The sequence below is a fragment of the Candidatus Pantoea gossypiicola genome, from assembly GCF_008632075.1.
In the GTDB taxonomy this organism is placed as follows: Bacteria; Pseudomonadota; Gammaproteobacteria; order Enterobacterales; family Enterobacteriaceae; genus Pantoea; species Pantoea gossypiicola.
In genome coordinates, this window is sequence record NZ_VWVM01000002.1 from 271,318 (window position 1) to 293,695 (window position 22,378).

A 22,378-nucleotide genomic window follows, 5' to 3' on the forward strand; every position below is an offset into this window, starting at 1 on the left:
CGCGTAACAGTGCGCTGCGGCTGAATCAGGCTCTCCTGCCGTCATGGCAAGAGAGCCTTTTTTTAATTTAATCCTTTTTCTGCGCGGCCAGCTCTGACAGACGCACAATCACTTCCACTGACTTCGCCATGATATTCAGCGACGCGAACTCATGCTTGCCGTGATAATTATAGCCCCCGGTAAAGATGTTCGGGCAAGGTAACCCTTTCCACGACAGCGATGACCCATCGGTGCCGCCGCGAATCGGTTTCACCACGGGTTCAATGCCGCAGTCACGCATCGCCTGCAAAGCCAGGTCAATGATATGCGGAAACGGCTCAACCTTTTCACGCATGTTGCGATAGCTGTTGGTGATCTCAACAGTGACCGAGCAGTCAGGGTGCAGGGTTTTGTTGATCTCCGCAGCGATCTGCAGCAGCGTCTGTTTACGCTGTTCGAAACTCTCTGATTCAAAGTCACGAATGATGTAGAGCATCTCGGCGTGCTCGACGCTGCCTTTGATTTGATGCAGATGGTAGAAGCCCTCATAGCCGTCGGTGTACTGCGGTTTTTCGCCGGCCGGTACGGCCGCATGAAACTGGTTAGCCAGTTCCAGCGCATTGACCATCACGCCTTTGGCGGAGCCTGGATGCACGTTGTTACCGACGATTTTGACCGTAGCCGAGGCGGCATTGAAGTTCTCATACTCAAACTCACCCAGATCGCTGCCATCAATGGTGTAGGCCCAGTCGGCGGCAAACGCCTCCACATCGAAGTGTGAGGTGCCGCGACCAATCTCTTCATCAGGAGTAAAGGCGACGCGGATCGCGCCGTGTGGCGTATCGCTGTCAGCCAGCTGCGCCATCGCCGTCATGATCTCGGCGATACCCGCTTTATCATCCGCGCCCAGCAGAGTTTTGCCATCGGTAGTAATCAGCGTATGCCCAATCAGCTTGTGCAGCACCGGGAACATGACCGGTGACAGGACCTCGTTGCCATTACCCAGCGCAATGTCGCCACCGCGATAATCTTCGATGATCTGCGGATTCACATGTTTCGCTGTAAAATCAGGCGAGGTATCCATGTGGGAGATGAAACCGATAACTGGCGTCGGCCAGTCAACATTGGCGGGCAGCGTGCCCATGACGCAACAGTGATCGCTCAGGGTGACATCAACAAAACCCAGGGCCAGCAGCTCTTCCTGCAGCTGACGCGCCAGCGTCCACTGCCCTTCACTGCTAGGCACGTGGCGCGCCTGCGGCTTAGCCTGTGTCTCAACTGCCACATAACTTAAAAAGCGCTCAAGTAACTGTTCCATATCCCATCCTTTAAAAGTGACGTCCGGTATTATTCACAGACCCGCTGGTCACAACGTTGCGTAAAATCATTTGCAGACAGGTTAGCGCTGTCGGTGACCTTTGGGAAAGGAATAAGCCCGAAAAAAACGCCTGATTACGTGATTGTTGCGGCAAACCTCGCAATGTTGTTAACAGCCGGTCGAATTGCCGCGACCAGGCGGGCAAAACATGGCAATGCCTTATTTTTCAGGTATCATCCGCCCCTCTTTGCTGGCTGGCTGCACTGAGCAGCTATGCTGTAACCTGTTCGACCTTAGACAGACTGAGACTAAAATGACGCAAACACGCGCACAGCAGGCGCTGGTTACGCTTTCTGGCATCAGTAAAGCTTTTGATGGTAAGACCATCATTGATGATTTTAACCTGACCATCCATCACGGTGAGTTCATCACCCTGCTCGGCCCGTCGGGCTGTGGCAAAACCACCATTCTGCGCCTGATTGCCGGGCTGGAAGCGGCTGATCGCGGCCGTATCTCACTAGATGATCAGGACATTACTGATACGCCGGCCGAACACCGTCACGTCAACACCGTGTTTCAGAGCTACGCGCTGTTTCCCCATATGACCGTGTCTGAAAACGTCGCCTTTGGCCTGCGGATGCAGAAAACCCCGGCGGCAGAAATTGAGAGCCGGGTTAAAGATGCGCTGGCGATGGTGCAGCTGGAACACTTTGCCGATCGCCGCCCGCATCAGCTTTCCGGCGGCCAGCAACAGCGTGTGGCGATTGCCCGCGCGGTCGTAAACCGTCCCAAAGTGCTGCTGCTGGACGAATCGCTCTCGGCGCTGGACTATAAGCTGCGCCGTCAGATGCAGAACGAGCTCAAAGCCCTGCAGCGTAAGCTCGGCATTACCTTTGTCTTTGTCACCCACGATCAGGAAGAGGCGCTGACCATGTCCGATCGCATCGTGGTCATGCGTGATGGCAAAGTAGTGCAGGATGGTACCCCACGCGAAATCTACGAAGAGCCCGAAAACCTGTTTGTTGCCCGCTTTATCGGCGAAATTAATGTCTTTGACGCTGAAGTGCTCGCCAGCGACAGCGCGCCAGACGTGCGGGCCCGGGTAGAGGGACGCGAGTGCGAGATCCACTGTACTTTCCCGGTCAGTGTGGGTGACCGGCTGCATGTTCTGCTGCGTCCGGAGGATCTGCGGGTGCAGGAGATGCATGATGACAGCGCATCAGATGGCCTGATTGGCTATGTGCGCGAACGTAACTACAAAGGCATGACGCTGGAGTCTGCGGTAGAGCTGGAGAACGGTAAGCTGGTTACGGTCAGCGAGTTCTTTAATGAGGATGACCCGGACGTTGATCACTCACTTAATCAGAAGATGGCCGTGAGCTGGGTGCCGGGATGGGAGGTGGTACTGCCGTATGAAGCTGACGCGTAATAGTTTTCAGAAGGGGGTCATCGCACTGATCGTCGGCTGGCTGGTGCTGTTCGTCTTTGTGCCCAATCTGATGATTTTTGTTACCAGTTTTCTGACGCGCGATGATGCCCACTTCGTCAGCGCGGTGTTGACCTTCAGTAATTATACCCGGCTGCTCGACCCGCTTTATGCGCAGGTGCTGCTGCACTCGCTGAACATGGCGCTGATTGCGACTCTCGGCTGTCTGCTGCTCGGCTATCCTTTTGCCTGGTGTCTGACAAAACTCACGCCGCGCCTGCGTCCGCTGATGCTGTTTCTGTTGATTGTACCTTTCTGGACCAACTCGCTAATCCGTATTTACGGCCTGAAAATTTTCCTCAGCCCCCGTGGCTGGCTGAATGATTTCCTGCTGTCGCTGGGGCTGATCGATAAACCGTTTCGCATCATGTATACCCCGGAAGCGGTGATCCTCGGGCTGATCTACATTCTGCTGCCGTTTATGGTGTTGCCACTCTACTCCAGCCTGGAGAAACTGGATAAACCGCTGCTGGAAGCGGCGCGCGACCTCGGTGCCGGTAAGCTGCAAACCTTTTTCCGTATTATTTTGCCGCTGACCATGCCGGGCATCATTGCGGGCTGTTTGCTGGTGTTGATCCCGGCAATGGGGCTGTTTTACGTTGCCGATCTGATGGGCGGCGCAAAGAATCTGCTGATCGGCAACGTCATCAAAAGCCAGTTCCTCAACATCCGCGACTGGCCGTTTGGCGCGGCTACCAGCATTGTGCTGACACTGCTGATGGGATTGCTGTTGCTGATTTACTGGCGCGCGGCGCGCCTGCTGAATAATCGGGTGGATTTAGGATGATGGCACGCCTGTTACGCGGCAGTTTTATGGCGATTATTTACGCCTGGTTCTACATACCGATTGTTATTCTGATCGTGAATTCGTTTAACGTCTCCCGCTTTGGCATTAACTGGCAGGGTTTCACGACCCGGTGGTACAGCCTGCTGCTGAACAATGACAGTCTGATTCAGGCGGCGCAGCACTCGCTGATCATGGGCGTGCTCTCAGCCAGCTGTGCCACACTGATCGGCGCACTCACCGCTGTCGCACTCTTTCGCTACCGTTTTCGGGGCAAGCCCTTTGTCAGTGGCATGCTGTTCGTGGTGATGATGTCGCCGGATATTGTGATGGCTATCTCCCTGCTGGTGCTGTTTATGCTGCTGGGCATTTCACTGGGCTTCTGGTCACTGCTTTTTTCCCACATTACATTTTGCCTGCCGTTTGTGGTGATTACTGTCTACTCACGTCTGAAAGGCTTTGATGTGCGCATGCTGGAGGCAGCCAAAGATCTGGGGGCCAGCGAAATCACCATTCTGCGCAAAATCATTCTGCCGCTGGCGATGCCAGCCGTCGCCGCCGGATGGTTACTGAGCTTTACCCTGTCGATGGATGATGTGGTGGTCTCTTCCTTTGTCACCGGTCCGACGTTTGAGATTTTACCGCTGAAGATCTACTCGATGGTAAAAGTTGGCGTCTCACCGGAAGTGAATGCGCTGGCCACTATTTTAATGCTGCTGTCATTGCTGCTGGTCGCGGCCAGTCAGTGGCTGCTGCGTGACAGAAATAAATAAGAGGATTGAGGATGAAAAAGAGATCTCACTGGCTGGCGGCAGGTGCGCTGTTGCTGGGTATGAACGTGGCACAGGCAGACAACAGTAACACCCTCTATTTCTACAACTGGACCGAATATGTGCCGCCGGGGCTGCTGGAGCAGTTCACGAAAGAGACCGGCATTAAAGTGATCTATTCGACCTATGAATCCAATGAGAGCATGTACGCCAGGCTGAAAACCTGGAAAGATGGCGCTTACGATCTGGTCGTGCCGTCAACTTACTTCGTGGCAAAAATGCGAAACGAAGGAATGCTGCAGAAGATCGACAAGAGCCAGCTCAGCAACTTCAGCAACCTGGATTCCGACCTGCTGAACAAACCCTTCGATCCTGACAATAACTATTCGATTCCTTATATCTGGGGCGCGACGGCAATCGGTGTCAACCCCGATGAGATCGACGTGAAAAGCGTCACCCGCTGGGCCGACCTGTGGAAGCCGGAATATAAACAGAGCCTGCTGCTGACTGACGACGCGCGCGAAGTGTTCCAGATGGCGCTGCGCAAGCTGGGATACTCCGGCAATACCCGCGATCCTGAGCAGATCAAAGCCGCTTATTCTGAGCTGAAAAAGCTGATGCCCAATGTGCTGGCCTTCAACTCTGATAATCCGGGTAATCCTTATATGGAAGGCGAAGTGAATCTTGGCATGCTCTGGAATGGCTCAGCGTATGTCGCACGTCAGGCGGGCACGCCGTTAGCGATCGTCTGGCCTGAAGAGGGCGGCATTTTCTGGATGGATAACCTGGCGATCCCGGCTAACGCGAAGAACAAGGCAGGCGCGCTGAAGCTGATTAACTTCCTGCTGCGTCCTGACGTCGCGGCGAAAGTGGCGGAAACCATCGGCTATCCTACACCGAATCTCGCAGCGAAGGCGTTGCTGCCACCCGCCGTGGCGAACGATCCATCACTCTATCCGCCTGCTGACGTGATTAAGCACGGTGAATGGCAGGATGATGTTGGCGACGCCAGCCTTCAGTATGAAACCCTGTTCCAGCAGCTTAAAGCGGGCCGCTAAAATTGATTAAAGGGGCGGTATTAGCCGCCCCGCTTACTTATACAATCCACGCAACAGCTTGTGGACAAACTCCGGCACCACTTCACTCGCCAGACCGTAATGCCGTTCGGCAAACTCGTTACCGACCTGGCTCGGCTCCAGGTTCAGCTCAACGGTGTGCGCGCCCTGCAGTCTGGCCTCATGAACAAAGCCCGCGGCCGGATAAACATGGCCCGAGGTACCGATAGCGATAAAGTAATCAGCCTGTTCCAGCGCCTGGTAAATCTGCTCCATACCCAGCGGCATCTCGCCAAACCAGACCACGTGCGGCCGCAACACAGAGGGGAACTGGCAGCAGGTGCAGCGATCGTCAGGTGTGATATCGCCGGTCCACTCAATCACCTGACCGCTGGTGACACAGCGCACTTTTAGCAGTTCACCGTGCATATGCAGCACCCGGTTGTTACCGGCTCGCTCGTGCAGGTTGTCGATGTTTTGCGTGACCAGCAGGAAATTATCGCCTAACACCTGCTCCAGCTCAGCCAGCACCAGATGGGCTGCATTAGGCTGGACGTCCGCTTCCTGTAGCTGCTGGCGGCGCGCATTGTAGAAGCGCTGCACCAGCGCGGGATCGCGCTGAAAACCCTCGGGCGTGGCAACGTCTTCAACGTGATGCTCCTCCCAAAGGCCGTCAGCCGCGCGGAAGGTCCGGATGCCGGACTCTGCTGAGATGCCTGCGCCCGTCAGCACCACAACGTGCGGCAGAGGATGGGCGGCCAGTTCGGCCTGACGATCGCGCTCAAAAATGCGCTGGCGAAAGCGCTGATGCACTTTTCTCCGGGTTTTCTTCAGGCGGGCAAGTCGTATGCGGCGACGTGGTGTTCGCATAAAATCTCCTGGCGTAGCAGCTGCGGCGAGCTGCTCTGAACAGATTCCGGGTTAACATCACCCGATAGTAACGGTTGCTGAGGGCATGACCCAACAGCAAAGGTCTTAAACAGATGCGGCGCGAAATCACTCGCGCCGCATTTTTATCACTGACCGCTTAATACCCGAGCCGGGTCAATGCGGCTGGCGCGTCTGGCGGGATACCAGCTCGCCAGCAGGCTCAGCAGAATGGCAGTAATTAGTACTGAGAACACGTCAATCCAGTGCAGTTCCGAGGGCAGGAAATCAATAAAGTAGATATCTCCTGCCAGCAGATGATGACCGGTAATCGATTCCAGCCCACGCACCAGTGAGGTCAGGTTCAGCGCCACCAGCACGCCAGCCACCACGCCGCTGACGCTGCCCAGCAGGCCCGCCAGCAAACCGTACCAGATAAAGATGGCACGGATCAGTCGGTCTTTCGCGCCAAGGGTACGCAGCACCGCAATATCGCTGCTCTTATCCTTCACCGCCATCACCAGCGTGGAGACGATGTTGAAGCAGGCGACGCCAATTACCAGCACCATCGCCAGATACATGATGGCGCGGATCATCTGAATGTCGCGGTACATATAGCCGTAGGTACCTATCCAGCTCTTAATATAGACATAGGAGCGGGTCGCTTCACCGGCATCGCGCACCAGTTTCACGGCCTGGAACGGGTCTGTCATCTTCAGCGCGATACCGGACACGCTGTCGCCCATTTCCAGATAGTGCTGCGCATCGGCCAGCGGCACCAGTGCCAGACTGTGATCGAGCATGCCGCTGAGTTGCAGGATACCGCTGACCTGCAGCCGGATGCGTTTTGGCTGCAGCAGTTTGTTATCGCCATCGTTGTTGGGGATCATGATGGTGATCCAGTCGCCCTGCTTCACCTTCAGCGATTCAGCAATGCCGCCGCCCAGAATGATCTGCTGCTTACCGGCGGCAAAAGAGGACCAGGCGTTATCGGCGACAAACTGTGGCAGTGCGCTGAGGCGCGGCTCCTGGGCCGGATCGACGCCCTTGACCTGCAGCGCTTCCAGCCGGGCTCCGCTCTCAATCAGGCCGGTGAAGTTAACGTAGGGGGCGGCGGCCGCAATGCCGGGCACCTTTTCAATCGGGGCGATCATCGATTGCCAGTGCTGAAACGGCTGATTCACCGCCTCGATCTCACCGTGCGGCACCACCGCCAGAATGCGGTTATTCAGCTCACGCTCAAAGCCGTTCATGGCGCTCAGACCGATAATCAGCACCGCCACGCCCAGCGCAATCCCGATGGTGGAGATCACCGAAATCAGCGAGACCATGCCGCCACGACGGCGACCACGGCTAAAGCGCAGGCCCAGCAACAGGGATAACGACGAACCCATTACAGCGCTCCTGCCAGCGTAAGCTGATCGCTTAACTGACCATCACGCATCTCCATCTGACGCGTCATGCGTTTTGCCAGCATCAGATCGTGCGTTACCACCAGAAAGGCGGTGCCCTGACGGACGTTCAGCTCGCCCAGCAGTTCAAAAATGGCGTCGGCGTTGCGCGCATCCAGGTTACCGGTTGGCTCATCCGCCATCACCAGCCGTGGACGGTTGACCAGCGCACGGGCGATCGCCACGCGCTGACGCTCGCCGCCGGACAGTTCAGACGGCCGGTGCGCGGCACGATGGTCCAGGCCGACTGCAGCAAGCATCTCACGGGCGCGTTCCTGCGCTTCCGCTTTCGCGATTTTGCCAATCAGCAACGGCATCGCCACGTTCTCCAGCGCGCTGAAGTCCGGCAGCAGATGGTGGAACTGATAAATAAAGCCCAGCTCGCGGTTACGCAGCTCTGCTTTGGCCGACGAGGACATGGCGTTCAGCGACTGACCATCAAACACCACATCGCCCGACGTCGGCGCATCCAGACCGCCCAGCAGATGCAGCAGCGTACTTTTACCGGAACCGGAGCTGCCGACAATCGCCGTCAGTTCACCGGGCTGGAGGCTGAAAGCCACATTGCGTAGCACATCGGTCTGCACGCTGCCTTCCTGATAGCGTTTGCACAGATCGCGGCACTGCAACAAAGGAGTGTTACTCATAACGTAAAGCCTCAGCAGGTTGAACGGCGGCAGCGCGCCACGAAGGATAGAGCGTAGACAACAGCGCCACAATCATCGCGCTGAGGGCGATGGTGACCACCTGCCACACATTGATATCAACCGGCAACGCAGCGCCATCGAGGAACAGGCCAATCACCGGCATTAAGTTATTAAGCTGGCTGGCCAGCAGCACACCGAGCAGGGTGCCAAGCAGCGTGCCGATAATCCCGGCGCTGGCACCCTGCACCATAAACACCGCCACTATTTGCCGGCGCGTCAGGCCCTGGGTCTGAAGAATCGCCACTTCGCCCTGCTTCTCCATGATCAGCAGGCCTAATGATGTAATGATGTTAAAGGCGGCCACGGCGATAATCAGACTCAGCAGCAGACCCATCATGTTCTTTTCCATGCGCACCGCCTGGAAGAGATCGCCTTTGCGCTCACGCCAGTCTTTCCAGACCAGACCCGCAGGCAGCGACTGCTGACTCAGGCTATCAACCGATAGCGGTTTGTCCAGCCAGAGTCGCCAGCCGGTAATGTTCCCGGCCGGATAGCGCATCACGCGCGACGCATCCTGAAGATTAACCAGAATCTGATAACCATCGACTTCGCTGTTGGCGGCATAGGTGCCCGCCACGGTAAACAGACGCTGGCTCGGCACGCGTCCCATCGGGGTAAACTGGCTGACCGACGGCACCATCAGACGCAGCTGATCGCCACGTTTAACGCCAAGCTGTGACGCCAGCTGCTCACCGAGGATCACATTATACTGCCCGGCCTGCAGCACGCTCTGCTGGGTGTTCACCAGAAAGGGCGTCAGCGGATCTTTTTCATCCGGCTCAATGCCCAGCATCACACCAACCGAGACGCTGTGCGGGCTTTGCAGCACCACACTGGCGGTGGTCAGCGGCGCGATGCGGCTGACACCCTGCAGATTCAGCGAGTCAGCGGGTTGCTGTTGGGGGTTGAGACTGCCTTTGTCGCTGGTGATCAGCGCCTGAGGCATCAGGCCAAGAATATTGCCTTCGAGTTCACGCTCAAAACCGTTCATCACCGATAAAACAGTGACCATCGCCAGCACGCCGAGCGTAATGCCAATCGTTGAGAGCCATGAGACAAAGCGACCGAAGCGATCCGATGCTCGTCCGCGCATGTAACGCAGACCGATAAATAGCGCGACAGGTTGATACATGGAATCCAGTAAGCCGTTGCCTGAAAATAGGTAGTGGGATGATAAAGGAGCGGCTCGCTTTATGAAACCTCTAACCCTCTGAGTCGGCAGCAAAGTTGCGTCAGGATACGTCACCTCCACGACCAAAGCCGCAGAATAGACGATAAAGCCATCGCTTATTGGCTGATTATCCAGCGCCCTGGCGCGTAGACTACACTTTGTAACAGGATAAGAGGTAATTTATCGCACAGCGATAGAGGTAGCGACCATGTTGAAATTTCCCAAAGGCAGCATCGTTAAACATCAATCCGGGGAAATCAGAGGCGAAATCATCAACGTCTTTGAGCAGGGAAGCGCGCCAGCCGGCTACTACGTAAAGTGGGATGACGGCAACCTCAGCTATCATCCTGAGCAGGAGTTATCCTGGGCAAATATCGACCGCCCACGCATGTATTACACACAGCAATCCATAAAATAGAATGCCCGTTTAACCCCGTCGCTGCAGAGCGACGGCGGTTTTTTCTGATCCCTCGCCAGACTCGTCTATCCTCTCTCTATCCGCTGTATTACCGCCGACGCCCGGTAATGGCTGACCGATCTCCGGGTTCAGCGCGGCGCGGCAGGAAAATTGTGCCGCACAGGTGATCCCCCTGACATAATATGGAATGATTACGTCCTGGAAAAATGGAGCAACCCCGAGATCCCATGCCCGAACAGACTCGTTATACCCTGCCCGTTAAATCCGGCGACCACCGCCAGCTCGGCCAGCTCATCGGCGCTGCGCATGCGGTAGAGTGTGCCAGCATTACCGAACGTCATGCTGGCCCGGTATTAATGATTACCCCCGATACCCAAACCGCCCTGCGTCTGCTGGATGAAATCCGCCAGTTTACTGATCTGCCGGTGGTCCACCTCGCCGACTGGGAGACGCTGCCGTATGACAGCTTCTCGCCGCATCAGGATATTATCTCTGCGCGACTGTCGACCCTCTACCAGCTGCCGGTGATGCAGCGCGGTATGCTGATCATGCCGGTCAATACCCTGATGCAGCGCGTCTGTCCGCACAGTTTCCTGCACGGTCATGCGCTGGTAATGAAGCAGGGACAAAAGCTGTCACGCGACCGGCTGCGCGATCAGCTTGAGCAGGCGGGTTATCGTCATGTCGATCAGGTGATGGAGCACGGCGAATACGCCACGCGCGGCGCCCTGCTCGACCTGTTCCCGATGGGCAGCGATCAGCCCTATCGCATCGACTTTTTCGATGATGAGATCGACAGCCTGCGCCTGTTTGACGTCGATAATCAGCGCACGCTGGAAGCGGTGGCAGAAATTAACCTGCTGCCTGCGCATGAATTTCCCAGCGACAAAGCCGCCATTGAGCTGTTCCGCAGCCGCTGGCGCGAAATTTTTGATGTGCGCCGCGAGTCGGAGCACGTCTATCAGCAGGTCAGCAAAGGCACGCTGCCCGCGGGCATCGAATACTGGCAGCCGCTGTTCTTCGAGCAGCCGTTACCCAGCCTGTTCAGCTATCTGCCTGACAACACCCTGATTGTGAACTGCGGCGACCTCGAAGGCAGCGCCAGCCGCTTCTGGCAGGATGCTGAGGCGCGCTATGAGAATCGTCGCGTGGACCCGATGCGTCCACTGCTGGAACCGGTCACCCTGTGGCTGCGTCCCGACGCGTTAATGGGTGAACTGAAAGCCTGGCCGCGCATCCAGATGACCAATGAGGTGCTGCCCGCTAAAGCCGCGAATACCAATCTCGGTTACACCCCGCTGCCAGACCTCGCCGTTCAGGCGCAGGCGAAAGCGCCGCTCGACCATCTGCGGCAGTTTATTGAGACTTTCAGCGGTGCCGTGGTCTTCTCGGTCGAAAGTGAAGGCCGCCGCGAAAGTCTGCAGGAGCTGCTGGCACGGATTAAACTGCGTCCTCAGCCAGTGCATCGTTTTGATGAAACCGTCGACGATCGTTTCACGCTGATGATCGGTGCCAGCGAGCGCGGTTTTATCGATACCCAGGGTAACCGGGCGCTGATTTGCGAAAGCGATCTGCTGGGCGAACGCGTCAGCCGTCGCCGTCAGGATACCCGTCGCACCATCAACCCCGACATTCTGATCCGTAACCTGGCGGAGCTGCATCCTGGGCAGCCCGTCGTACATCTGGAGCACGGCGTGGGCCGCTATATCGGCCTGACCACGCTGGAAGCAGGCGGCATTGAGGCGGAATACCTGATGCTCTCCTACGCCAACGACGCCAAACTCTATGTGCCGGTTTCATCGCTGCACCTGATCAGCCGCTATGCGGGCGGGGCTGACGATAACGCCCCGCTGCATAAACTGGGCAGTGACGCCTGGTCACGCGCGCGGCAGAAAGCGGCGGAGAAAGTACGCGATGTAGCGGCTGAGCTGCTGGATATCTATGCCCAGCGCGCCGCCAAAACCGGCTTTGCCTTTAAGCATGATCGTGAGCAGTATCAGCTTTTCTGTGAAAGCTTCCCGTTTGAGACCACCCCCGATCAGGCACAGGCGATCAACGCCGTGCTGAGCGATATGTGTCAGCCGCTGGCGATGGATCGACTGGTGTGCGGTGACGTGGGCTTTGGTAAAACAGAAGTGGCGATGCGCGCGGCGTTTCTGGCCATCGAGAACCACAAACAGGTGGCCGTACTGGTGCCGACTACCCTGCTGGCACAGCAGCACTACGACAACTTCCGTGACCGCTTCGCCAACTGGCCGGTTCGCATTGAGATGCTTTCCCGCTTCCGTACCGCCAGAGAGCAGGCGCAGGTGCTGGAACAGGCCAGCGAGGGTAAGATCGACATTTTGATCGGCACCCACAAACTATTGATGAGTGACCTCAAGTGGCACGATCTCGGCCTGCTGATTGTCGATGAAGAGCACCGGTTTGGGGTGCGTCACAAAGAGCGCATCAAGGCGATGCGTGCTGATGTGGACATCCTGACCCTCACCGCCACGCCAATCCCGCGCACCCTGAATATGGCCATGAGTGGCATGCGCGATCTTTCCATTATCGCTACCCCGCCTGCCCGCCGTTTAGCGGTGAAAACGTTTGTCCGTGAATATGACGACGTGGTGATCCGCGAAGCGATTCTGCGTGAAGTGCTGCGTGGCGGACAGGTCTACTACCTCTACAATGACGTTGAAAATATAGAGAAAGCGGCGCAGCGTCTCAGCGATCTGGTGCCGGAAGCGCGGGTGGCGATTGGCCATGGACAGATGCGCGAGCGTGAGCTGGAGCGGGTGATGAACGATTTCCATCATCAGCGTTTCAACGTGCTGGTCTGTACCACTATCATCGAAACCGGGATCGACATTCCGACCGCGAACACCATCATCATCGAGCGGGCCGACCACTTTGGCCTGGCGCAGCTGCATCAGTTGCGTGGTCGCGTCGGTCGTTCGCATCATCAGGCGTATGCCTGGCTGCTGACGCCGCATCCGAAGGCGATGACCGCAGATGCGCATAAACGCCTGGAAGCGATCGCCTCACTCGAAGATCTGGGCGCCGGTTTTGCGCTGGCAACCCACGACCTGGAGATTCGCGGGGCTGGCGAGCTGCTGGGTGATGAGCAGAGTGGACAGATGGAGACGCTGGGCTTCACGCTCTATATGGAGCTGCTGGAGAATGCCGTCGATGCGCTGAAAGCGGGTCGCGAGCCGTCACTGGAGGATCTCACCAGCAACCAGACAGAGGTGGAACTTCGCATGCCAGCGCTGCTCCCTGAGACCTTTATTCCGGATGTCAGCACCCGTCTTTCACTTTATAAGCGCATCGCCAGCGCAGAGGTTGAAGAGGAGTTGCAGGAGCTGAAAGTTGAGATGATCGACCGCTTCGGCCTGCTGCCTGACCCTGCGCGTAACCTGCTGGATGTGGCGATTATCCGTCTGAAAGCCCGCGCGGTCGGTCTGCGTAAGATCGAAGCCAGCGACAAAGGCGGTTATTTCGACTTTGCGCCGCAGAACAAGGTCGATCCGGCATGGCTGATTAGTCTGCTGCAGAAAGAGCCGCAGCAGTGGAAACTGGATGGGCCAACACGCCTGCGGTTTACCCGCGAACTGTCGGAAAGAAAAATCCGTATGGATTGGGTGCAGGGCTTCGTTTCACAACTGGCTGAGCATCAGGCGTAACGCCCCTGCCCGCGCCTTACTGAGCGGGTCGGTAAGCGCGGGAATGAGATGACAAAAAAGCGCATCCTTAAGATGCGCCTTTTTCATTACGTCGTGCTGTGTGGCCGCGAGTGCGGCAAAGCTTTGCCCAATTACGCCTGGTCACCGTTAAGAATCAGCTGACCATTGCGATCCAGTGGAATACGCGTACCGGGGTCATTTTCCATACGGATTTTACCCTGCTGATCGCCTATTTTATAGGTCACGTCATATCCCAGTTTTTTCTCTTGTTTATCGTACACTGTTTTGCAGCGCTGTTCGGTTGTAGTGTAGGTATCACGATCCTGCATTCCGCCCTGGACCTGATTACCTGCATACCCGCCCGCCAATGCACCTGCTACCGTCGCAACATCCTTACCGCGACCGCCACCAAACTGGTGACCCAGCACTCCACCTGCCACTGCACCTAATACAGAGCCAGCAATACGGTTTTCATCCTGTACGGCCCGACGGTGCGTCAGTGTGACATTACGGCACTCCTGACGTGGCTGTTTAATGCTCTCTTTGATTGGCGTTGCAGCCAGTACCTGAGCGTATTGAGGACCGCGATCAAACACGTTCATGCCTGCTACGGCGGCAACACCCAGTGCTGCTGCCACACCAATACCGATACCCGCTAACATTGATTTATTCACAGGAAGTTCCTCCTGAAAGTGTTACCGCGCAATCCTGCTGTTAAAGCATCCTCGTTAACTGAGGTATAACCGGCGTGCGCGACGCGCCGTGTTTGTTGAGATGAAGTTTTACAGATGGACCGAAAATGCAACATCAGATAAATGGAGGAAATTGGTCACTTTGCTATCAGGGCCAGTTTTTAGGAGAGTTCTGAGGTGGAGAGAGCAGGATTAGCAGCACTCTGTTAGCGTGCATAAAATTATCAGAATCAATGGAGTAACCGTGGTCGCAGGAAATTTTAAACAAGCAATTCTGTCATTTTTACAAATCAGGATAATGTCTGAGCCGATGTCGCGCAGAAGATAATTTTTCGGGCTGTGATCGCAACGCAGAACAACCCTGGCCTGCCGGCCAGGGTTGCGGGTTTTAACATCAAATCAGAAACGGTAGCCGATACCGATGTTGAAACCATTGATAGCAACATCTTCGTTATATTTCACGCGAGTACCTTCATAGCCAACACTCACAGAGAGGTTGCTGACTGGATTCACAACAATACCTGCGCCCCAGGCAAAAGAGGATTTATTTTCGCTATATTCTTCGGAATAAGCTCCGAGATAAGTCACGTGCTCATCCACTTTAGTATGGGCAACACCGATCAATCCATAGAAGCTGACATAGTCATTGATGCGATAGGCCGGACCAGCCATCAGTGAATAATATTTCACTTTAGTTTTGCCGTCATACCCGCTGACATCGCCATAAAAATCTTCACGCTCAGAAAAACTTTGATCGCCTTTCAGATAGCTGAACGAACCAATAACGCTGAGAGGAGAGTTCCACTCATAGCGATACTGAACATTGACACCGCGAATATTTTTGAAGTCATCAACTTTGCTTTGAGCATAGCCGATCGAGACAGTGTGATTATCAGCCAGCGCATTGCTGCCCACGAACATACCGCCACACAGTAATGCCAGCATCGTTAATTTAGAGGTCATCTGGTTAATTCCTTTTCATAATTTAACATTATTTCCCTGCGCTTATCGCAGGACTTCGTTCCCTGAATCACCCATACCCGACGGACTGGTTATCGTTTTATCAATCCGCCTGTACCGGCCAGGAATTTCCTGTAGCGCTCCGCGCCTTATGCTCAGATAGGGTCGGAGTGCATCTGTTTATACCCGGATGTTTTTAAACAGGCTGACCTGTGGAAATCTGGGATTTAAATCCCACTCGTTCACAATGGCATTTCGTTCATTTAATTTGAGTTAAGTCAGGAATTTCACCACCTGAATAACTAATGTACTTTATTTATTAATCCATTTTCAGGGCATTATTAGACCAAAAATAATCAGAGGTATCAAGACCGCATCGCGACAAAAAAAGAAAAATCACCGAAAATATTATCGCTAATACATCCAAAAACCACACGGTTTTATACCGGCTATTAACACGGATTCTAAATCTGACCGCAAGGTTCCCCTTTATTCAGACTCTGAGTTACAGATCTATTTAAATTGACCTGTATGGAAAATAGCAATTGGCGAGTTACACCTGCACTTATTCAAAAAATGCTGACCTGAAACCGACAGCCAATGCTTATGCTCCCACCAGTGTGCTCTGTTGTGCAGTGCACATAGTTCCCAATGTTGCCGAAGTTCTGCAATCTGATGCCGGAACGATTTTTATTTACTGTCACTATGGAGGCTGTCAATGATCCCTTCTGCCGGATGTGCTAATCCGCAGTCATGTTACAGCTGCATCACGTCGCAGCCTTTATTACCGACTTTAGTGGAGGCAAGGCGTAATCAGTAAGACAGAATGAGGGCTGGTTAATGCGGAATCATAGTGTGATATTCAGCCGGGAAAGAATATTCCGTAAGGCGATATGAAGAAGGGGTAAGCAAAATGCAGATCGGAAAAAAAGAATCCGTTTATCAGAGACGGCTCGCAGTTTACTACTTCGCTTTAAGCGAGTTTACCCGGCCGAAAGTGTATATTTGAACAGGAGAAACCAGGAGAGGAAGAAAGTAACGTGAGATATTAGCGCGGCTGAAGCGGGTGGCACCCCGCAGCAGCCGCTGACCACAACTAACTAGAATGGAGTTAATTATGGCTGATACGCATCATAAGTCAGAAACACGCACGCCCACAACCGCCGCCAGCGGAACGCAGGTGCATTATTACAAAGTGGGATACCGGCCTAATAAAGGCCAGCCGAACCCGCTGCCACAACTGACCATTAAAGGTCGCTGGCTGGAAGCGCTGGGATTTACGACCGGGCAGAAGATCGAGGTGACCACCGAGCCGGGACAGTTGATCATCCGGCTGGCGACTGAAGGATAACCGTCTGACTTATAAAGTAAAAACCCCAACCAGTTGGCTGGGGTTTTTACTATTTGAAAGGATAGTTGTAATGCTCTGGGATCTTATAGTTTTCAGGAAAATCTTCTGTGTTTGGAAGCAGGGTAAATCTATCAACATCCTCCCCTGCCTGATAAAAAACGCCATATATTCCTGATAAGAAAGTTGATATACGTAGCAACGCTGCCTGTATTGCTAACTCGTCATTATTTTCTTTCGCATTAAAAAAAAGTTCAATTGTCAAGTTAAGATTATTTATATCTCTCTGAATGCTTTCAACAATTGAATAATCTTCTGATAAGTAAATATCGTCTGCATCAAGCTCTTCTGATGACCTCTGTTTTAATAACTCCAGATAAGCATCTTTGAATTTATCAAGCATACTAATATTAATCATTTGGGTAACCTCCGTCCTTCAGCTCTGGCTGCCTTAGTTTTTTGCATCATTAAACGAACCATCAAGATTAAGGACTGCTTTTACTTTTGTCCCTGTACTATCAAAAACCTCAATATGATCTTTATGTTTAGCATCTAGGTAAAATTGATCACCCTTTTTAATATAATCACCGACCGATTTATTTGCTTTATAGACAGCTTGCCCCTGATATTGCTTACTAGTTTTCTTAGATAATTCTTTAATTTCGCTGCCAAAGCCAGACTGTTTAAAAAACTCGCCGATATTTCCTACGGCTCCAGCATTAGGCACATGTGGGACTTTTTTACCCGGCAATATAATCCCGGCCAGCATCCCGCCAGTCGCTTCCAGCGCCGCCTGATTACCTTCCGATGCCTGCACAACCGTGTCTTTTACCGCAGACCAGTTATCACTGCTCATCAGCGCCTTCACGCTGTCTGCCACCGCCTGATTTTTACCGGCCAGGTCATTAAGCGCCGTACCGCAGTAACTGTCCCCGGTAGCACATGAGGCCAGCGCCATTGCTGCGTCAGCAGCGTAATCCGCTCCACCTAATGCCGCATCACCGGTATCGGCAAGAGCATTGATAATGCCGTTGGCGATGGAAGAAGTTGTACCCTCACCCAGCTTTTCCCTGACCTGATATTTCAGGGATTCAGCGGCCTGTTTCGCCGTTGCCCGCGCCTGGTCACCGCTCAGCGAGTTGAACTCGAGCGCGTTCTGTCCTGCCTGCGCACCCGCCACCGCATCCGCCATGCTGTCACCCACTACGCCGCCCGCCAGGCCCGCCGCCAGCGTTCCCAGCGCGCTTATCGTCTGGCGCTGCTCCTCACTCAGGTCCTCGCGCTTAACCCCCGGATACATCTGCTGCGCGATATATTCGCCCATCGCCGCGCCCGAGGCACCCGCCAGTGCAGGATTACCCGACGCGTATGACGTCACCGCACCCACCACCGCGTGCGCTATCAGGTTCGCCTGAACGTTCACCACATCCTTACCGTCCGGGCCTTTCGTGGTCGTCAGCGTATGTATCTGCTCCGCCAGGTACGGCGCGGCCGCGCCGCTCACGGCCTGCGCCACGCTGCCCCCCGCCAGCCCCTGTATCGCCGCCGTCGCCGCGCTGATACCCTGCTGCACCGCCCCGCCGGTTCCCATTCCGCTGTCCAGCATCGCCTGGTTCTACAGCGTCTGATGAATCTGTCCGTTGAGTCAGGTAAGTAACAGTAGCAAGATGTGGACGCGAACTTAGCAGCGGATAACGTTGAAGTAATTATCGGTGACCATAGGTTGACCGGTTTGAGTATTACTCTGTATTAAAAGTAATAAACAGCCGGAAATTATCGCTGTCCTGTTATGCTCCGGTTTCAGTTGGAGAAACCCACTGGATTAGTGACTTAATGCTACAAATCCCGGCTGGCTAGCCGGGATGAGCTATGTGATTATTTTATTGATATTTAGGATATCCCTCCTCAAGTCGTCATTAATTTCTGAGGGAGGTAGTTGGTTTACAATTTTCTGTATTTGGGTAAAAACATCCACCTGATCTTTTAACTCATTTTCTTTTATCGTCGATATTGCAGCTATTAGTTCACCATCGTAATACTCTCCAGCTAGCGGATCATTTTTCAAAATCTCCAAAACTCGCGGCATTAATTGAGCTATACATATTTCCTGCCGAATTGCACGACATAGATCTTCCACAGTTAGCTCTTCAATAGGTGTATCAATTACACCTTCGAACCAGAGTTCAAGCGGAGACTTCTGACTTAAATCTTTAGCTATATTAATATTTCCTATTAATTCACGAAAAGTCATTATATCCCATGTCCTTTTAAAGCTGATTCTATTTTATTAATGGCATCCGTTGCTCTGCCATAAGCAGCTTGCGCTTCGGAATTATTTAAGTTCTTTAACGTATCCGCATGATTCCTCAATCCTCTGAGCGTATTCTGCATTTCCTGCATATGATCCCAATGCCCTCCGCTTTCTTTAGGGACTGGATTACTATCCATATCCTTAAGTGTCCCAGTTATATCATGATCTTTCAGGGCATTTTTTATTGTATTATCAATTTTCCGGATAGCACTTTCTTGCTTCTGATTGAGCTTTTGTACAGGTTTTTCATTTTGCTGCTTAGGATCATTTTCTGGAGGTGGTGGTGTTACACTTCCTGATCCGGTTCCTCCCAGCTCCGCTTTCTCAGCATCCGTCAGATCCTTCGCCACATTTGGATCGCGCGATTTGGCAGCCTCATCACGCGCTTCAACGATTGCACGACCATCAGTAATCGGTGGCGTATCCGCCTCAGTTCCTGACCCTTTCAGGGTCTTATCCAGTTCCGATGCAATTTTGTTATTCGCATTCAGAACTACCTTATCACCAGGACTCAATGGCAATCCCGGAACAGGTACCGGCACAGGCCTTGGCAGGAGAAGACTATTATTTTCCAGCGCATTTTTACCCGCCTGCGCGCCCGCCACCGCACCGCCCGCGCTGTCTCCGGCAATGCCGCCCGCCAGGCCCGCCGCCAGAGTGCCCAGCGCGCTTATCGTCTGGCGCTGCTCCTCACTCAGGTCCTCGCGCTTAACACCTGGATACATCTGCTGCGCGATATATTCGCCCATCGCAGCGCCCGAGGCACCGGCCAGTGCCGCATTGCCCGATGCGTATGCCGTCACCGCGCCCACCACCGCGTGCACTATCAGGTTCGCCTCAACGTTCACCACGTCCTTGCCGTCCGGGCCTTTCGTGGTCGTCAGCGTATGTATCTGTTCCGCCAGGTACGGCGCAGCCGCCCCGCTCAGCGCCTGCGCCAGGTTGCCCCCCGCCAGCCCCTGTATCGCCGCCGTCGCCGCGCTGATACCCTGCTGCACTGCCCCGCCGGTTCCTATTCCGCTGTCCAGCATCGCCCGGTTGTACAGCGTCTGGTACACCTGACCGGTGATGTCGGCCGTGGTGGGTTCCTGACCCGGATTCGCTTTGCGCCACTGCGCTTCGGCGTCCTTCCTCTGGTCCGGCGAGATGTTCTTCATCTTCTCCGTGGCCGCCTTCGTCGCCGCTATCTCGCCCTGCGTCCGCGCGATATCGCCCGCCTGGCTGCCGATTTCTGCCAGCAGCTGCGCCGTCTCCATCCGGCGCTGCTCTTTATCCTTATCGAAGATTTTATCCAGCCCCGGATTCGCCCCCTCTGCGTCGCGGCTCAGCGCCGACACGTCCTGCGTCTGCTTCGCCTTATCGCGGATAACAATCGTGCCGTCGCTCACCGCCGACTCCGTCACCGACGAGGCGCTGCCGCTGCCGTTCAGGCCCGCCAGCAGGCCGTTCGCCATGTTGCCCCCGAACTGGCTGCCGATGCTGCCGCCGGTGCTCATCCCCACGCTCTGATGCTCGGTTTTGTAGTCCGCGTGGTTCTCTATGTTGCTGAAGCCCAGCGTGCCGGTGTCGAGCCGGTTCTTATCCGCGCTGGCGGTGGAGCTGATGACCGCACCGTTGAGCTGGGTGTGCTCACCCGCCGTCACGTCAAAACCGCCCTTACCGGCAAAGATGCCGGTCTGTTCGGCCACGCTCTGCCAGTTGCTGTGCATTTTGTCCTGGCTGAGATTTACGCTCGCCGACCCGGTCATCGAGCCGAAGGTGAAGCTGCCGCCCGCGCTGGCATTCTGCTGCTTGCTGTCGTAGCGGTCGCTGTCCTGCTCTGAGGTCAGCGTCAGGTTGCGGCCGGTGTCGACCTTCACGCTGTCGCCGCGCACCTGTGCCCCGGTCAGCGTGGTGTCGCGCCCGGCGTTCAGGCTCAGCCCGTTGCCCGCCGTGAGCGTGGTCCCGGTGTGGGTCAGCCCGTTGCCGTTTGCGCGGCCTTTGCCCGCGTTGACGCTGGCCGACACGCTGATGCCGTAGCCGCCCGATCCGGCAGTCAGCCCGATACCGGCGCTGCCGCCCCTGCTGCTGTTGGTGCTGTCGGTGCGCTCGCTGTTCTGCGCCGAGAGCAGGCTGATGTCGTTTTTCGCCGTCAGCCCGAGGTCGCCCCCCGCCTGCAGCTGACTGCCCTGCACGAGGATATCGCCCGCGCTGCCCGGCTGCGCGCCGGTGGCGGTGATGTTCAGGTTACCGCCCGCACCCAGCGTGCTGCCCTGCGCCTCGCGGCTTTCGGAGCGGGTCTCGCTTTTCGATGACTGGCTTCCGTAAGAAAGACTGATCCCGACCGAGCTGGTGGAGCCTTCGTCATAGCCTTTATCATCCGGTTTGAGGCCCGAAGCGGTGTTTCTGGCGTTCGCCGCACCGGTCTGCGCGCCGTCCATCTGGTAAGCCTGCGCGGCCTGCGCCGCAGTCAGCGCCGCCCTGGTCCCCTGCAGCGCCTTCAGCCGGCCATCATCGCTTTCATCGGCGGTGCGGGCGGTCTGCACCGCCGTGTTCAGCGCCGCGCCCACCGTCCCGGACAGCGCCAGCGTCAGGCCGCTCTGTTTCTGCTCGGTCTTCGTCAGCACGGTATGGCTGTTTTCGGCTGCGCTGACGGTCACGTCGCTGCCGCTCACGGAGAGATCGTTACCGGCGATCACGTCGCTGCCGTGCACGGTCAGCTGATTACCGGCGCTGAGGGTCACGCTGCCATCGCTGCTGCCCACCGTACTGCCCCGGTTAAGTGCACCGCTGGCGTCGGTGCTGCTCTTCTGCATCGCCTGACCCACGGTGAAACCGATGCCGCCGGTACCCATCAGGCCCGATTTTTTCTCCTCGCGCTGATGCACTTCATTATTCGTTTCTGTGGCGGTCGTGATGCTGAGATCGCGGCCCGCCGTCAGCGCCACATCCTGCGTACCGGCGACGTTGCGTCGGTTAACGTGCGAGTGATGCAGGACTGCCTGATTGTTACCCGTCAGGAGCCGTAGCCGGAACTGCCCGCAGAGCCGGAGGTGGTTACAACTCTGAAGCGGGCCTGTAAGAAGCTTTCGGCCCGTAAGCAACGTGAGATTGCGGCATATATTGAGCTGGTCGCCACTTTGCAGAAGCGACCACTGAAGACCGTAAGGGGTAATTGAGGGGCAGCCGCCTTAGGGTAACAAACTAGGTATAAAGTAAAAATCCCGACTCAGTGTGATACCGGTCGGGATTTATATCAGGATCACTCAGGATCGGATGGGGGAGATTTACGGGTTTTATGCTCACCAATTTTATTAAATACAAAAGCAGCGACTGTTATGGTTATTCCTGATATTGTACCAAAAAAAATTGTTCTTTTTATTTGTTCCAGTGGGTAGAAAAAATAGTTCT

At 55.2% G+C, this 22,378-nt stretch carries 19 protein-coding genes and 1 pseudogene; 8 read left to right on the plus strand and 12 right to left on the minus strand.

The features are described 5' to 3' along the window. Positions 1-67: 67 nt before the first annotated feature. A complete protein-coding gene (gene pepT / locus F3I20_RS03630) occupies positions 68-1,297 on the minus strand; it encodes a peptidase T (protein WP_150038182.1) in 1,230 nt (409 codons plus the stop codon). Between the two features lie 313 nt (positions 1,298-1,610). Here pepT and potA point away from each other — a divergent pair, with 313 nt between their 5' ends. From potA to potD, 4 genes are read left to right on the plus strand one after another with little or no spacing between them, the layout of a single operon-like run. Further along, positions 1,611-2,726 carry a spermidine/putrescine ABC transporter ATP-binding protein PotA gene (gene potA / locus F3I20_RS03635; protein ID WP_150038183.1) on the plus strand — a complete coding sequence of 372 codons (1,116 nt, stop codon included), beginning with the start codon at positions 1,611-1,613 and terminating at the stop codon, positions 2,724-2,726. After that, positions 2,710-3,570, plus strand: a complete 861-nt coding sequence (gene potB / locus F3I20_RS03640) for a spermidine/putrescine ABC transporter permease PotB (protein ID WP_150009665.1) — start codon at positions 2,710-2,712, stop codon at positions 3,568-3,570. Before potA ends, potB begins: the two co-directional genes overlap by 17 nt. Next, a complete protein-coding gene (gene potC / locus F3I20_RS03645; protein WP_150009667.1) occupies positions 3,567-4,340 on the plus strand; it encodes a spermidine/putrescine ABC transporter permease PotC in 774 nt (257 codons plus the stop codon). The genes potB and potC overlap by 4 nt, the downstream gene beginning before the upstream one ends. A gap of 11 nt (positions 4,341-4,351) precedes the next feature. Continuing rightward, positions 4,352-5,395, plus strand: coding sequence for a spermidine/putrescine ABC transporter substrate-binding protein PotD (gene potD, locus F3I20_RS03650; RefSeq protein WP_150009669.1), 1,044 nt, complete (start codon positions 4,352-4,354; stop codon positions 5,393-5,395). Positions 5,396-5,428: 33 nt separating this feature from the next. Here the strand turns inward: potD and cobB are convergent, their stop codons facing one another. From cobB to lolC, 4 genes are all read right to left on the minus strand, one after another. After that, a complete protein-coding gene (cobB, locus tag F3I20_RS03655) occupies positions 5,429-6,262 on the minus strand; it encodes a Sir2 family NAD+-dependent deacetylase (RefSeq protein ID WP_150038184.1) in 834 nt (277 codons plus the stop codon). A 146-nt stretch (positions 6,263-6,408) separates the two neighbouring features. Then, positions 6,409-7,653 carry a lipoprotein-releasing ABC transporter permease subunit LolE gene (gene lolE, locus F3I20_RS03660; RefSeq protein ID WP_150009673.1) on the minus strand — a complete coding sequence of 415 codons (1,245 nt, stop codon included), beginning with the start codon at positions 7,651-7,653 and terminating at the stop codon, positions 6,409-6,411. Beyond that, entirely contained in the window at positions 7,653-8,357 is a 705-nt protein-coding gene (gene lolD, locus F3I20_RS03665; protein WP_013357481.1) for a lipoprotein-releasing ABC transporter ATP-binding protein LolD, read from the minus strand. Before lolD ends, lolE begins: the two co-directional genes overlap by 1 nt. Next, the gene (gene lolC, locus F3I20_RS03670) at positions 8,350-9,549 is read right to left on the minus strand and encodes a lipoprotein-releasing ABC transporter permease subunit LolC (RefSeq protein ID WP_150038185.1); all 1,200 of its coding nucleotides are present in this window, start codon (positions 9,547-9,549) and stop codon (positions 8,350-8,352) included. The genes lolD and lolC overlap by 8 nt, the downstream gene beginning before the upstream one ends. Positions 9,550-9,796: 247 nt before the next feature. On the opposite strand from lolC, the gene F3I20_RS03675 reads away from it, so the two are divergent. Both F3I20_RS03675 and mfd read left to right on the plus strand, forming a co-directional pair. After that, on the plus strand, positions 9,797-10,006 hold the full coding sequence (locus F3I20_RS03675) for a hypothetical protein (RefSeq protein ID WP_013357479.1): 210 nt from the start codon (positions 9,797-9,799) through the stop codon (positions 10,004-10,006). Positions 10,007-10,233: 227 nt separating this feature from the next. Then, positions 10,234-13,677: a transcription-repair coupling factor gene (mfd, locus tag F3I20_RS03680; protein ID WP_150009677.1), complete on the plus strand. Its 3,444-nt coding sequence runs from the start codon at positions 10,234-10,236 to the stop codon at positions 13,675-13,677. A 131-nt stretch (positions 13,678-13,808) separates the two neighbouring features. Here the strand turns inward: mfd and F3I20_RS03685 are convergent, their stop codons facing one another. Then, a complete protein-coding gene (locus tag F3I20_RS03685; RefSeq protein WP_150038186.1) occupies positions 13,809-14,351 on the minus strand; it encodes a glycine zipper 2TM domain-containing protein in 543 nt (180 codons plus the stop codon). 417 nt (positions 14,352-14,768) lie between these two features. After that, positions 14,769-15,332 (minus strand): Ail/Lom family outer membrane beta-barrel protein, encoded by a 564-nt coding sequence (locus F3I20_RS03690; protein WP_150019294.1) that lies wholly within the window; start codon positions 15,330-15,332, stop codon positions 14,769-14,771. Between the two features lie 1,114 nt (positions 15,333-16,446). Between F3I20_RS03690 and F3I20_RS03695 the strand changes: the two genes are divergently transcribed. Next, on the plus strand, positions 16,447-16,680 hold the full coding sequence (locus F3I20_RS03695) for a SymE family type I addiction module toxin (protein WP_150038187.1): 234 nt from the start codon (positions 16,447-16,449) through the stop codon (positions 16,678-16,680). Between the two features lie 49 nt (positions 16,681-16,729). On the opposite strand, the gene F3I20_RS03700 is transcribed toward F3I20_RS03695, so the two are convergent. The 5 genes and pseudogenes from F3I20_RS03700 to F3I20_RS03715 form a co-directional block, all read right to left on the minus strand. Next, positions 16,730-17,095: a hypothetical protein gene (locus F3I20_RS03700; protein ID WP_150009685.1), complete on the minus strand. Its 366-nt coding sequence runs from the start codon at positions 17,093-17,095 to the stop codon at positions 16,730-16,732. A 33-nt stretch (positions 17,096-17,128) separates the two neighbouring features. Beyond that, positions 17,129-18,283, minus strand: a complete 1,155-nt coding sequence (locus tag F3I20_RS03705) for a VENN motif pre-toxin domain-containing protein (protein WP_150038188.1) — start codon at positions 18,281-18,283, stop codon at positions 17,129-17,131. A 261-nt stretch (positions 18,284-18,544) separates the two neighbouring features. After that, the gene (locus F3I20_RS03710) at positions 18,545-18,928 is read right to left on the minus strand and encodes a contact-dependent growth inhibition system immunity protein (RefSeq protein WP_304621852.1); all 384 of its coding nucleotides are present in this window, start codon (positions 18,926-18,928) and stop codon (positions 18,545-18,547) included. Beyond that, a complete protein-coding gene (locus F3I20_RS24620; RefSeq protein ID WP_223813116.1) occupies positions 18,928-19,530 on the minus strand; it encodes a polymorphic toxin type 28 domain-containing protein in 603 nt (200 codons plus the stop codon). The genes F3I20_RS03710 and F3I20_RS24620 overlap by 1 nt, the downstream gene beginning before the upstream one ends. Positions 19,531-19,545: 15 nt before the next feature. Beyond that, a pseudogene (locus F3I20_RS03715) lies at positions 19,546-21,960 on the minus strand (hemagglutinin repeat-containing protein); the annotation flags it as partial. 42 nt (positions 21,961-22,002) lie between these two features. Between F3I20_RS03715 and F3I20_RS24625 the strand changes: the two are divergent. After that, positions 22,003-22,146, plus strand: coding sequence for a hypothetical protein (locus F3I20_RS24625; RefSeq protein WP_505538474.1), 144 nt, complete (start codon positions 22,003-22,005; stop codon positions 22,144-22,146). Positions 22,147-22,378: the final 232 nt, after the last annotated feature.